Raw genomic sequence first — 12707 nt, 5'->3', positions numbered from 1 at the left:
GTGTCAGGCAGACGCGCTCAACTGGCTGCCAACACTCTGGCTGTTATCCAACTGATACTCGCGATTGATACTGGCGATCAGTTTGCTCAGCGCTGCAGACGTTTCACTCTGGGTGCTGCTGTCCGAGCTGCTGGAGCCGTCGTTGCTCATTGCGCTGCTCAATTCGGCGGCCGAGATGCTGCCGTTGCCATCGCTGTCGAGAGCGCTGAACAGGGCGTCGCTGGACGTCGAGTTGGAGTTCTGCACCGGCGGTGGCGGCGGGGTCATGGCAGCGGCCAACTCGTCGGCACTGATGGTGCCGTCCTTGTTGGTGTCCAGGGCCGAAAACACCTTGCTGCTGTCGGTGCTGCTGCCAGCGTTGGTCAGCGCGGTGCTCAACTCGTCGCTGCTGACCGAGCCGTCGCCATCGCTGTCCAGTGAAGCCAGCAGATCGTCGACCATCTGGCTGTCGCCGGGGCCATTCGCAGGTGGCTGTGTGCCCGCTTCCAGCTCATCCAGGCTCAGGTCGCTGCTGGAGTCGCCGTCGAGCTTGCTGAAGTTCTGGCTCAAGCTCACCAGAATCCCGCTCAGGCCTTTATCGCCGCTGCTTTCGCTGGTGGACAGCGCAGTGCTCAGCTCGGTGCTGCTGACCGAACCGTCGCCGTCGGTGTCCAGGCTGGCGAACAGCTGCTCCTGGAACTTCCTGGCGGCCTCTGCGCTGGTGGTGGTGCTGGTCGTGCTGTTGGTGCTGCTGAGTGAGCTGTAATAGCTCGAAGAACTGCTGATGCCACTGATCATTGGGCATGCTCCCCTGTGTTGGGCCGGTGACGGTCCACCGGCTCATGGAGAATTGCAACAAAGTATGTCCAGCGTGTGTGGCGATTGTATCGGCGGCGCTAGGTTCGCAGCACCGGCTGTTCGCCGCGAGGCAGGCGAACCACGGCCGTCAGGCCTCCGCCAGGGGTTTCCTCGAGGCTCAGGCTGCCGCCGAGGCGATGAGCGGCTTCTCTGGCGATGGTCATTCCCAGCCCAACGCCGCCGGAATTTCGATTGCGCGAGCCTTCGAGACGAAAGAACGGCTCGAACACCGCTTCGCGCTTGTCGGCACTGATTCCCGGGCCGTGATCGATCACCCGCACCACCACCTGGGTCGCGCCATCGGTGATTTCTATCTGCGTCGCACCGGCGTAGCGCAGGGCGTTGTCCAACAGATTGCTCAGGCATGAGCGCAGCGCCATGGGCTGCGTCTGCAACGGTGCGCACTGACCACGGGCTTCGACCAGCGCGCCGTTGTCTTCGGCGTTCTCGCACAATGATTCCACCAGCGCTTGCAGGTCGTAGCGCTGCAGGGCCTCGCTGGTGCGTTGCTCATGCAGGTAGGTGAGGGTCGAGTCGAGCATGCCGATCATGTCGTCCAGATCCTGGCGCATCTGGCCCTGGAGTTTCTCGTTGTCGATCTGCTCCAGGCGCAATTTGAGGCGTGACAGCGGCGTGCGCAGGTCGTGGGACACCGCGCCGAGCATGCGCGAGCGTTGCTGCACCTGCTCGCGAATGCGCCGTTGCATCAGGTTGAAAGTGCTGGCCGCTCGGCGCGCCTCACTGGGGCCGGTTTCTTCCAGCGCCGGGGCGTCGAGGTTTTCGCTCAGGCGTTCGGCGGCGTCACTGAAACGCTGGATGGGTCGCGACAGCAGCTTGGCGCCGTACCACGCGGCGATGATCAGCATGATGAACTGGAACACGAACGGCACCAGAGGCCCGCTCCACCAGGGCCGGGGACGCGGGCGCAGGTGTTCGTTGCGTTCGAATTCGGCGATCTTTTCGTCGGCGGTCTGGTTGTCGCTGTCGGCGAACGACTCGGTCGGTTGCATGTGCGGCGGTGGCGGGGGCGGCGGTGGGCCGCCATAGGCCTGGAACCACAGGAACGCCAGTAGGTGGGCGAGTACGATCGCGGCAAGGGAGACGCCGAACAGTCTGGCGAACAGCGTATCGCCTCGCATCAGCCAATTTCTCTCGCGTCGAACAGGTAGCCTTCGCCACGCACGGTCTTGATCAGTTGCGGAGCCTTGGGGTCGTCACCGAGTTTCTGTCGCAGGCGCGAGACCAGCAGGTCGATGCTGCGGTCGAAGGCCTCGATCGAGCGACCGCGGGCGGCGTCCAGCAGTTGTTCGCGGCTCAACACTCGGCGCGGCCGCTCGAGGAAGACCCACAACAGGCGGAATTCGGCGTTGGACAACGGCACCACCAGGCCATCGGCGGAGATCAGCTGGCGTAGCACGCTGTTCAGGCGCCAGTTGTCGAAACGCACGTTGCCGCGCTGATCGCTACGATCGTCACGCACCCGCCGCAGGATGGTCTGGATACGCGCCACCAGTTCACGGGGCTCGAAAGGCTTGGCCATGTAATCGTCGGCGCCCAGTTCCAGGCCGATGATGCGGTCGGTCGGCTCGCAGCGTGCGGTGAGCATGAGGATCGGGATGTCCGACTCGGCGCGCAGCCAGCGGCACAGCGAGAGGCCGTCTTCGCCGGGCAGCATCAGGTCGAGCACCACCACGTCGAAAACGTCTTCCTGCAGTGCCTGGCGCATGCCTTCACCATCGGTCACGCCAAAACCTAGGATGCCGAAGCGGGCGAGGTAGTCGATCAGCAACTCGCGAATCGGCACATCGTCGTCGACGATCAGCGCGCGGGTGTTCCAGCGTTTTTCGTCTTCACCGAGGGAAGCTTTGCTGGCATCGCTGGAGGAGATCGGGGAGTTCTGCATGCTTGCGGTCATCTGCCTGGTAGGGCTGCCGGCCTCGCGGCGGGCGGCGGGGTGTAATGTGCAGGACAGTTGCGGGTCGCAAAGAGCGTGCGATCTGTCGACTGCAGCGTCCGGTCGGCCGGACGGTACAGGGGATAAGTATGCCGGGCATTTCCTGAATGTATCAGTCTAGTTACATTTTTTCAGAAGACGGTTTTTTTACTTGCGATCGACGCGCAGGACATCGATGGTCAAGGCGCCTGCATCACTTTATGCTTGCCGCTGCAGCGCCAGCCCGGCGATTTGGAAGATGCCTGAACCATGAGTCAGCCCCCCACCATTCTGGTCATCGACGATGAGCCGCAGATCCGCAAGTTTCTACGCATCAGCCTCAGCTCCCAAGGCTACAAGGTGATCGAAGCCGGCAGCGGCGAAGAGGGCTTGACGCAGGCGGCGCTGGCCAGCCCGGCGCTGGTGGTGCTCGACCTCGGCCTGCCGGACATGGACGGCCAGACGGTGTTGCGCGAGCTGCGCCAGTGGTCGGCGGTACCGGTGCTGGTGTTGTCGGTGCGTGCCGGGGAGAGTGACAAGGTCGAGGCGCTCGATGGCGGCGCCAATGATTACGTGAGCAAGCCCTTCGGTATCCAGGAGTTTCTTGCCCGGGTGCGGGTGTTGCTGCGCCAGGCCGCGGTGGTGCCGGGCAACGGCTCGGCGATCCTGACGCGGGGCGAACTGAGCATCGATCTGGCCTCCCGGCAGGTGTCGCTGGCGGGGCAAGCGATCACCTTGACCCGCAAGGAGTACGCGCTGCTGGCGTTATTGACCCAGCATGCCGGCCGTGTGCTGACCCAGCAGCAGTTGCTCAAGGACATCTGGGGCCCAAGCCATGCCGAGGACAGCCACTACCTGCGCATTGTGGTCGGCCATCTGCGCCACAAGCTTGGCGACGATCCCACTGCGCCGCGCTACATCGTCACCGAGCCCGGGGTGGGGTATCGGTTGCTTTAGTGGTGCGCACCGAGATCCCTGTAGCGAGGGGGCTCGCCCCCGAAAACGGGCCAGTCGATAGCCTGTCCATGCGGCCGGCGTTTTTCGGGGGCAAGCCCCCTCGCTACAGATGTTCAGTGTTTCTGTGCTTCATAGTTGTCCAGCGTATCGTTGGCGATCTCCCGGCCCAGAGCGATCAGCTCCGGCGCCTTGTAGAACTCGAAGAACCGGCACACCCGCTTGGGTACATTGATCAGCACATCCGGTGGATAGCCGGCGATCTTGTACTGCGCCAGCGAGGTCTGCATCACCTCGAAACTCTGGTTGATGAGATCCAGCAGTGAGGCCGGGCCGACATTGTCGATGACTACCGAGCCGGTCGCGGACTTGGGCGCGGCTTCGGCCTGCGGCGCGGCGGCCGGTTGTTGTGCGGCGGGGTTGGCCGCTTCGCCCAGCCACGGATTGGGCAGCACTGCGGCATCGGCCTGCAGCGTCTGCTGCTCCAAACGCAGCAGCTGCTCGGCCTGCTTGCGCCGAAACGGCAAGTGCGAGCCCAACGAGCTGAGCAGTTGATCGAAGCGCAAACGGAATGCCGCCGGCCGTTCGATCACTGGCAACTTGTAGTGATTCTGCTGAGTGGAGTTGAGGTTTACCGCGATGATCAAGTCGCAGTGGCTGGACACCACCGGCACGATCGGCAGCGGATTCAACAGGCCGCCATCGACCAGCGTGCGATTGCCTTGCACCACCGGGGTGAACAGGCTCGGGATCGCCGCCGAAGCGCGCATGGCCTGGTGCAGGCAGCCTTCCTGAAACCAGATCTCCTGCTGGTTGGTCAGGTCGGTGGCGACGGCGGTGTAGGGGATGCGCAGGTCCTCGATGTTGACCTCGCCGACGATCTTGCGGATCTGCCCGAACACCTTCTCGCCCCGAATGGCGCCCAGCTTGAAGCTGACATCCACCAGGCGCAGCACGTCGAGGTAGTCCAGGCTCTCGATCCAGCGCCGGTAGTCATCGAGTTTGCCGGCGGCGTAGATGCCCCCCACCACCGCGCCCATGGAGCACCCGGCAATGCAGGCGATTTCATAGCCGCGTCGCTCGATCTCCTCGATCACACCGATGTGCGCATAACCCCGCGCACCGCCAGAGCCGAGCACCAACGCCACTCGCTTTTTCATCGATCGATCCCCCTTTCGCCGCAATGCCCTCAGCATGCCACGCATCGGCCGCTTGAGCGGATGAAATACAAGGTGAAAACGGCGGACGAACGGCACTTATCGCTAGGTGAATCGTCTGATGGCGCACTACCCTATGTTTTTTTTCGAGGTGTCACCCATGAAAGCCTGGATCTGTGTGCCGTTGTTCGCTTTGGTACTGACGGGTTGCGCCGGCAAGACAGCTTACCGCGATAGCTGCGCGACCAATCTGGACGCCGCCTGGCACGAGCTGGACCTGGCCAAGGCCGAAGGTTTTGCCGGGACTGTCAGCTACTCCAAGGCCCTGGGTCTGCTGACCGGCGCCAAGACCCAACAGCAGGTCGAAGCGTTCGAGGGTTGCGACAGCAAGGCCGAGAAGGCACGCTTCTACATTCGCGAGTCTCGCGCCGGGCGTTGATCGTCCGCAGTGAGCGTCTGCTGTCAATCTGACGGCAGACGCCTTGGGCTATCGGTACAGGGAGCGTCGAGCCATGCGTCATGCACTGGAAGGCTGTCTGCAAGCCGTCAACGAAATACTGCTGGGCAAGGAGGTCCAGGTCCGTCTGGCGCTGACCTGCCTGATTGCCGACGGTCATCTGTTGATCGAAGATCTGCCCGGCATGGGCAAGACTACCCTCAGCCATACTTTGGCTAAAGTGCTGGGCCTGAGCTTTCAGCGTATCCAGTTCACCTCCGACCTGCTGCCCAGCGATATCCTTGGCACCTCGGTGTTCGACAAGGACAGCGGCCAGTTCGTGTTTCACCCCGGGCCGATCTTCGCCGAGTTGATCCTGGCCGACGAAATCAATCGCGCCACGCCCAAGAGCCAGAGCGCCCTGCTCGAAGCCATGGAAGAAGGGCAGGTGACCATCGAAGGCGCGACCCGTCCGCTGCCGCAACCGTTCTTCGTCATCGCCACCCAGAACCCCACCAGTCAGGGCGGCACCTTCGCCTTGCCGGAGTCGCAGCTCGATCGCTTTCTCATGCGCCTGTCCCTCGGCTATCCAGCCAAGGCGGCGGAGAAAGCCTTGCTGCTCGGGGAGGCACGACGGGATCTGCTACCGCGCATGACGGCGTTGCTCAGCCATGCGCAGCTCGCCGAGTTGCAGGCCCTGGCCAAGCGCGTGCGCGTCAGCGATGCGCTGGTCGATTACGTGCTGCGCCTGGTCGAAGCCACACGCACCCAGCCGCAGTTCGCCTGGGGCCTGTCCCCGCGCGGCAGCCTGGCGCTGCTGGCTGCGGCGCGGGCCTGGGCGCTGGTGGTCGGGCGCGATTACGTGATACCCGAAGACGTGCAAGCCGTGTTGCCGTCGGTAGTGAGTCATCGCCTGCGCGAGCGCGCCGACCCCACCGGGCAGGGTGGCAGCGCCTTGGTGCAATGGCTGCTGCGCGAGGTGCCGACGCTTTGATCGCCGCGCTGGACCGTCGCTGGCGGCGCTGGCAGGCGCGACGCACGCCGCCGGTGGCGCGCCTCGAACTGACCCAACGGCACATCTTCATCATGCCCAATCGCCTCGGCGCCAGCTTTCTGGTGACGCTGCTGCTGATGCTGTTGGCCGCCATCAATTACCAGAACAGCCTGGCCTATGCGCTGGTATTCCTGCTGGGCTCGATTTTCGTCGTCGCCATCCTGCATACCTTCCGCAATCTGGCCGGGCTGTGGGTCAGTGGTGTGGCCGCGGAGTCGGTATTCGTCGGCGAGCAGGCGCGCTTCACCTTGCGCCTCGAGAGCCGTGACAAACAGCACCAGGCGATTGCCGCGGGATGGTCGCGCAACAGCCAGCAGCGGGTGGACATCGATATCGGTCACGTCATGGAGTTGCAGCTCGACCTGTCCAGCGACAAGCGTGGCTGGCTGGCGGCTCCGCGGGTGTGTGTGGAGACCAGCTTTCCGCTGGGCGTGCTGCGCGCCTGGAGCTGGATCGATCCGGGTCAGCGGGTGCTGGTCTATCCACAGCCGCTGGAGGGTGAATTGCCGACCCTGGCCAGCGCGCCGACGGATGTCGAGGACGAAGGCGTGCGCACCCTCGGGCAGGGCGTCGATGATTATCAGGGGCTCAAGGAGTATCAGCCGGGGGACTCGTGGCGGCGTCTGCACTGGAAAGCCTGGTCCCGTGGTGGTGCCTTGTTGATCAAGGAGTTCGCCGAGCTGCGCGGGCGCGACCTGAGCCTGGACTTCCTGGCGCTGGGCGGCGATGTCGAACAGCGCCTGTCGCGCCTTTGCTACTGGGTGCTGACGTTGTCGGCGCAGCAGCGGGCGTTCTCCTTGCAACTGCCTGGGCAATCGATTGCCAGCGCCAGCGGCGAGGCACACCGCGAAGCCTGCCTGCGTGCGTTGGCGCTGTACGGGCAGGGCGCATGAGCGTCGTGGCTATCCCGCGCATCAGCCTGGGGTGGCTGTTGCTGGCGCAGGCGCTGGTGATGCTGCCGTTCTGCTTCCAGCTGCCGCCGTGGATGATTGCCCTGTGGCTGGGGTGCAGCCTGTGGCGCGTGCAGATGTTTCGCATGCGCGCGGCCATTCCCGGCAAGTGGTTGAAGGCCGGATTGCTGCTGGTGACTGCCGTGTGTGTCTACCTGTCCAGCGGGCACCTGTTGGGGCTGGAGACGGCGGCGGCGTTACTGGTCGCAACCTTTTTGCTCAAGCTGGTGGAGATGCACAGCCAGCGCGATGCCCAGGTGCTGATCCTGCTGGGCTTCTTTTGCGTGGTGGTCGGCTATCTATTCGACGACAGCCTGCCGTGGGCGCTGTACAGCCTGTTGCCGGTGACGGCGTTGCTGACCGCGCTGATCGGTCTGCAGCAGGCGCGTCTGGTGGCCGATCCACTGGCGACGCTGCGCACGGCGGCGGTGCTGATGCTGCAAGCGCTGCCATTGATGCTGTTGCTGTTCGTGTTCTTCCCGCGGTTGCCGCCACTGTGGTCGTTGCCGATGCCGGGCAATCAAGCGCAGACCGGCCTCAGCGACAGCATGTCGGCGGCCGATATCTCCGAGCTGAGCCGTTCGCCCGCCGTGGCGTTCCGAGTCAGCTTCGACACGCCGATACCGGCGCATGATCGATTGTACTGGCGCGTGCTTACCTTGGATCGCTATGACGGTCGGCGCTGGAGTCAGTCTTCCTCCGTAGGCCTGAGCACCGTACATCCGTGGCAGCCGCAGGGGGAGGCCTGGCGCTATCGGGTCATTCAAGAGGTCAGCGGGCAGCCGTGGATGGTGGCGCTGGATGTGGCTCAACCGCCCAGTGCCGATGTTCGGCAGTCCAGTGATTTCGCCCTGCGCCGTCAACGGCCGATCAGCCAGCCGTTCGGCTACAGCTTGAGTTCCTGGCCCACAACGCTGCGTGACCCCCAGCCATTGAGCGATATCGAGCGCATCCAGGCGTTGCGCTTGCCAAACAGCGGCGATCCCCGCACCCGTGCCTGGGCCCAGGACTTGAAGGCGCGTTATCCGCAGGCGCCGGCGCTGGTGCAAGCGTTGCTCGGCCATTTTCATGACCAGGACTACCACTACACCCTCAAGCCCCAGGCGCTTGGAGTGGACGCGGTGGATGATTTTCTGTTCAACAGCCGCCGCGGGTTCTGCGCGCACTTCGCCGGCGCCATGGTCTATGTGCTGCGGGCCGCAGGAATTCCAGCGCGGGTGGTGGCGGGTTATCAGGGCGGCGAACTGAACCCGGCGGGCAAGTTCATCACCGTGCGCCAGTACGACGCCCATGCCTGGGTCGAGTACTGGCAGCCAGGGCAGGGTTGGCGCAGCGTCGACCCGACCTTCGCCGTGGCGCCGCAACGCATCGAGTCGGGTCTGGCCGAGGCCTTGGCCAGCGACGAGGACTTTCTGCCGGACTCGCCATTCTCGCCGCTGCGCTACTCCAATCTGGCCTGGCTCAATGACCTGCGTCTGGGCTGGGACAACCTCAACTACGGCTGGCAGCGCTGGGTGCTGGGGTATCAGGCCGAGCAACAGGGCGCTTTGATGCTGAGCTGGTTCAAGGGGCTGGCAGCGTGGGTATTGCCGGTGGGCGGGGTGCTGATCATGTTGATCTTGACCCTGGTGCTGCTCAAGCCCTGGCGCGCGCGGCAGGAGCCCGCGCTGCGCCAGTTCCAGCAATTCGAGCGGTTGCTGGCCCGCCATGGCCTGCGACGCGAAGCGGGCGAGGGCCCGCAGGCGTTCGCCGAACGGGCGGCGCTGGCGCTGCCCGAGCAAGCGGCGGCGATCAGCGGATTCGCCCAAGCCTTCGTTGCCCAGCGTTACGGCGGTGAAGCCGCTTCGCCTGCGATCCTCGGCAAGCGCCTTGTCGAATTGCGCCGCGCCGCCAGAAAACCCCGCCCACCCCTGTAGCGAGGGGGCTTGCCCCCGAAAAGGGTGTCAGCTACACCGATGTGGATGAGCTATTTATCGGGGGCAGGCCCCCTCGCTACAGGGTTCAGGCGGGGGTTTCGATGGCTGGCAAGGCGAAGAACTTCCGCGCGCAGGCCGTGGTGTGCTGCGCCACATCGGCCTCGGTCTCGCCACGATGCAGCGCCACTTCACGCAGTACCTCTGGCAGATACGCCGGTTCGTTGCGGCCATTCTTCGGCTTGGGCCGCAATGAGCGGGGCAGCAGATACGGCGCATCACTTTCCAGCATCAAACGCCCGCGAGGGATCTCGCGCACCAGTGGATGCAGATGGGTACCGCGGCGCTCATCGCAGATCCAGCCGGTGATGCCGATGTGCAGGTCCAGATCGAGGTAGCTGAACAGGGCTCGCTGTTCGCCGGTAAAGCAATGCACCACTGCCGCCGTCAGCTGATCGCGGTAATCCTTGAGGATCTCCAGCAGGCGCTGATTGGCATCGCGCTCGTGAATGAATACCGGCAGGCGCTGTTCCACCGCCAGTGCCAGGTGCCGCTCGAAGACTTTCTCCTGCTGCGCGCGGGGCGAGAAATCGCGATTGAAATCCAGCCCGCATTCGCCTACTGCGCGCAGCCGCGGATGGGCCAGCAGGGCGCGCAGACGCTGCTCGCTGTCGGCGTTCCAGTCACTGGCGCTGTGGGGGTGAACGCCCGCCGTGGCGAACAGGCGCAGGGCGGATTCGTCGAGCTGTTCGCACAGTTCCAGCGCCTGTTCGCTACCGTCGATGCTGGTGCCGGTGAGCAGCAGTTGGCAGACCCCGGCGGCGTAGGCGCGCTCGAGCACGTCGGGCTGGATGTGCGCAAAACTTGCATTGGTAAGATTGACGCCGATGTCGATGAGTTGCATGGTGCTACCTCAGGCAGGAGGCCGAAAAGCATACCAGAGCTGGATAATTTTAATTAAAGCCAAGAACTTCAAGAGGTTAAGGCGGTCTGTTGCGGCGAATCATGACCATGGCTGCGGCGCCGGGAGGGCGCTGTCGGGGTTGATAGGTTCACGAGCACCGGTCCAGTCTGCCCGGAAGTTGCGGTTTTGGTGGCGCCTTGCGTCGTTTTGCAGCACTTGAGTTGCCCCGGGGAAAGTAGATGGCCTGGCTATCGACGACAACGGTCGACACAACTTTGTGCGCAAGCGATGCCGGCTACTTTTCTGGAGAGCGGATGACTCGTCCCTCACGTTTGATCCTGGCCTGCCTGGGTTTGCTGCTGCCTGTGGCGGCGGTGGCCGGGGCGGCGCCCCATGCCGATTCGGCCGCTGCGCGTGACAAGCCAGCCGGACATAAAGGCGCGCCTCATCAAGTGGCCGTTCATAAGGCAGCCGCCGCCAAGGTGCGCGATCTCGACGAGATTCGCCGCAGCAAGACCTTGCGCGTGCTGGTCAACCAGAGCCGCAACAGCTCGGGCGAGGTTGACGGCAAGCTGATCGGTGTCGAGAACCTGCGGCTGCGGGCGTTCGAAACCTACCTCAACGGCCACGCCAGCCCGGCGCAGCGCATCCATCTCAAGCTGATCCCCAAGCCCAAGGAGCAACTGCTCGCCGCCTTGCAGCGTGGCGAGGGTGACGTCGCCGCGCCGGGTGAGAGCGTCGATGCCGCCGCCCTCCAGGGGCTGATCGCCAGTGCGCCGACGGTCGAGCATGCGCCAATGATCGTGGTGGGCAACAAGGGCGAGAGAAACTTCGCTCGCATCGAGCAGTTGTCCGGTCGCACCCTGGCACTGCCCGCCGGCAGTGCGGCGGGGGAGGCGATCAAGGTGATCAACGACCGGCTCGCGCAGCGTCACCAACGGCCGGTGCAGGTCGAGTGGGTGGATGGCAGTCTGGCGGTCGAGGACGTGCTGGAGATGGTCCAGGCCGGTATCTACCCCTACACCGCTGTCGAGCAACCCATCGCCGAGCGTTGGGCCAAGGTCATGCCCAACCTGCGCCTGCAGCGCAAGGCGACCCTCGACAGCCCCGGCCATATCAGCTGGTTCACCCGCGCCAACGCGCCGCTGCTCAGTGCCACGGTGGACCGCTTCGTCGGCGCTTACCAGGCGCCGGCCGACCAGGACACGGCGTTCGTCAAAGCCTACGCGCGTTTGTACAAAGTTCACTATCCATTGGCTAGCGCCGATCGCCGCCGCCTCGAACAGCTGCGCCCGCTGTTGCAGCGCACGGCGCACCAGCAGGGCATGGACTGGTTGAACCTGGCCGCGCTGGCGTTCAAGGAGTCGGCGCTCAATCCATCGGCCCGCGGCGCCGGTGGCGCTACCGGGCTATTGCAGATTACCCCGGCCGCGGCGCAGCGGGTCGGTGTGGGTAACATCCAGCAAGTCGACAACAACGTGCAGGCCGGGGCCAAGTACCTGGCGATGCTGCAGCGCAAGTTCTTCTCCAGCCAGAAACTCAACGAACGCGAGCGCATGGCCTTTGTGCTGGCGGCATACAACCTCGGCCCGGAGCGCGTTCAGGCCATGCGCGCCGAGGCCCGCAAGCGCGGCCTGAACCCGGACCGCTGGTTCTTCCAGGTCGAGCGCGTGGCCATGGAGCAGGTGGGCATGGGGCCGGTCAGCTACGTCAACAGCGTGAACAAGTACTACCTGGCCTTCGATCGCGAGCGCGAATCCCTGGAGCCCCAGGGACGGAAGCTGGCGGAACGCTGATCTATCAACTTTATCGATAGTAATATTGGGTTTATTGCGCTTTAATTATCCGTATATTTGATTAATATGGCGTCCAACACAGACATTCACTCGAATCGAGACACAGGACGCCACCATGAACACACTGATCAAAACCGCACTGACCACTCGCGCCAACTGGGGCATCACCGCGCTGCGCATCGCCGTCGGCGTTATCTTCGCTGCCCATGGTTCGCAGAAACTCTTCGGCCTGTTTGGCGGCTATGGCCTGACCGGTACCGCGCAGTGGATGGAAAGCATCGGCCTGGCCCCTGGCCTGCTGATGGCCCTGATGTCGGGTGGTGCGGAATTCTTCGGTGGCCTGGCGCTGGTGTTCGGCCTGCTGGTGCGGCCAGCGGCGGCGGTGCTGTCGATCACTCTGATCGTGGCGATCCTCTCGGTACACATCCACAACGGCCTGTTCATGGCCAACAACGGCTACGAGTTCGCCCTGGCGCTGCTGGGCGGTACGGTGGCGGTGCTCCTCGAAGGCGCAGGCAAACTGTCGCTGGATCGCGTGATCGCCCGCTGAATAACGCTGTAGCGGGGGGGCTTGCCCCCGATCATTGCGTCAGTGGCGATGATGTCGCTGACTCGATTTTCGGGGGCAAGCCCCCCCGCTACAGGTGTTGACAGCCATAGGCCAGCTTCTCTAGCATTGCCACTTGCGCCGATTTAAACAGCTACTTGCGGGGCGCCGATGGGCCACAGGCTCGTCAAATACCGCTAAAGCGCTGGTTCGGTGTTGCCTCCCA

Annotated in this window: 12 protein-coding genes; 7 read left to right on the top strand and 5 right to left on the bottom strand. The window is 64.2% G+C overall.

The features are described 5' to 3' along the window. Positions 1-3 precede the first annotated feature (3 nt). From xopAW to AC3WJP_RS03955, 3 genes are all read right to left on the bottom strand, one after another. The gene (xopAW, locus tag AC3WJP_RS03965) at positions 4-777 is read right to left on the bottom strand and encodes a XopAW family type III secretion system calcium-binding effector (protein WP_493719915.1); all 774 of its coding nucleotides are present in this window, start codon (positions 775-777) and stop codon (positions 4-6) included. A 98-nt stretch (positions 778-875) separates the two neighbouring features. Next, on the bottom strand, positions 876-1976 hold the full coding sequence (locus tag AC3WJP_RS03960) for a sensor histidine kinase (RefSeq protein WP_493719914.1): 1101 nt from the start codon (positions 1974-1976) through the stop codon (positions 876-878). Then, the gene (locus AC3WJP_RS03955) at positions 1976-2740 is read right to left on the bottom strand and encodes a response regulator (RefSeq protein WP_226506586.1); all 765 of its coding nucleotides are present in this window, start codon (positions 2738-2740) and stop codon (positions 1976-1978) included. Before AC3WJP_RS03955 ends, AC3WJP_RS03960 begins: the two co-directional genes overlap by 1 nt. A 300-nt stretch (positions 2741-3040) precedes the next feature. On the opposite strand from AC3WJP_RS03955, the gene AC3WJP_RS03950 reads away from it, so the two are divergent. Then, on the top strand, positions 3041-3727 hold the full coding sequence (locus AC3WJP_RS03950; protein ID WP_493719913.1) for a response regulator: 687 nt from the start codon (positions 3041-3043) through the stop codon (positions 3725-3727). Between the two features lie 113 nt (positions 3728-3840). On the opposite strand, the gene AC3WJP_RS03945 is transcribed toward AC3WJP_RS03950, so the two are convergent. Beyond that, positions 3841-4884 (bottom strand): patatin-like phospholipase family protein, encoded by a 1044-nt coding sequence (locus AC3WJP_RS03945; RefSeq protein ID WP_493719912.1) that lies wholly within the window; start codon positions 4882-4884, stop codon positions 3841-3843. Positions 4885-5041: 157 nt separating this feature from the next. Here AC3WJP_RS03945 and AC3WJP_RS03940 point away from each other — a divergent pair, with 157 nt between their 5' ends. The 4 genes from AC3WJP_RS03940 to AC3WJP_RS03925 all read left to right on the top strand — a co-directional run bounded on the left by AC3WJP_RS03940 (position 5042) and on the right by AC3WJP_RS03925 (position 9237). Further along, positions 5042-5320 carry a hypothetical protein gene (locus tag AC3WJP_RS03940; RefSeq protein WP_226506583.1) on the top strand — a complete coding sequence of 93 codons (279 nt, stop codon included), beginning with the start codon at positions 5042-5044 and terminating at the stop codon, positions 5318-5320. Positions 5321-5393: 73 nt separating this feature from the next. Then, complete coding sequence (locus AC3WJP_RS03935) at positions 5394-6311, top strand: AAA family ATPase (protein WP_493719911.1); 918 nt, start codon at positions 5394-5396, stop codon at positions 6309-6311. Next, the gene (locus tag AC3WJP_RS03930; protein WP_493719910.1) at positions 6281-7264 is read left to right on the top strand and encodes a DUF58 domain-containing protein; all 984 of its coding nucleotides are present in this window, start codon (positions 6281-6283) and stop codon (positions 7262-7264) included. The genes AC3WJP_RS03935 and AC3WJP_RS03930 overlap by 31 nt, the downstream gene beginning before the upstream one ends. Then, entirely contained in the window at positions 7261-9237 is a 1977-nt protein-coding gene (locus AC3WJP_RS03925) for a transglutaminase TgpA family protein (RefSeq protein WP_493719909.1), read from the top strand. The genes AC3WJP_RS03930 and AC3WJP_RS03925 overlap by 4 nt, the downstream gene beginning before the upstream one ends. A gap of 85 nt (positions 9238-9322) precedes the next feature. Here AC3WJP_RS03925 and AC3WJP_RS03920 read toward each other — a convergent pair whose 3' ends face one another. Continuing rightward, on the bottom strand, positions 9323-10138 hold the full coding sequence (locus tag AC3WJP_RS03920) for a TatD family hydrolase (protein WP_493719908.1): 816 nt from the start codon (positions 10136-10138) through the stop codon (positions 9323-9325). Positions 10139-10452: 314 nt separating this feature from the next. On the opposite strand from AC3WJP_RS03920, the gene AC3WJP_RS03915 reads away from it, so the two are divergent. Both AC3WJP_RS03915 and AC3WJP_RS03910 read left to right on the top strand, forming a co-directional pair. Then, positions 10453-11934 (top strand): MltF family protein, encoded by a 1482-nt coding sequence (locus AC3WJP_RS03915; protein ID WP_493719907.1) that lies wholly within the window; start codon positions 10453-10455, stop codon positions 11932-11934. A 115-nt stretch (positions 11935-12049) separates the two neighbouring features. Further along, positions 12050-12484, top strand: coding sequence for a DoxX family protein (locus AC3WJP_RS03910; RefSeq protein ID WP_493719906.1), 435 nt, complete (start codon positions 12050-12052; stop codon positions 12482-12484). Positions 12485-12707: the final 223 nt, after the last annotated feature.

The sequence above is a fragment of the Pseudomonas sp. GW821-FHT01A09 genome, assembly GCF_058986725.1.
Note: the sequence above shows the minus strand (reverse complement) of the source record. Positions and strands in the feature narration are given on the sequence as shown.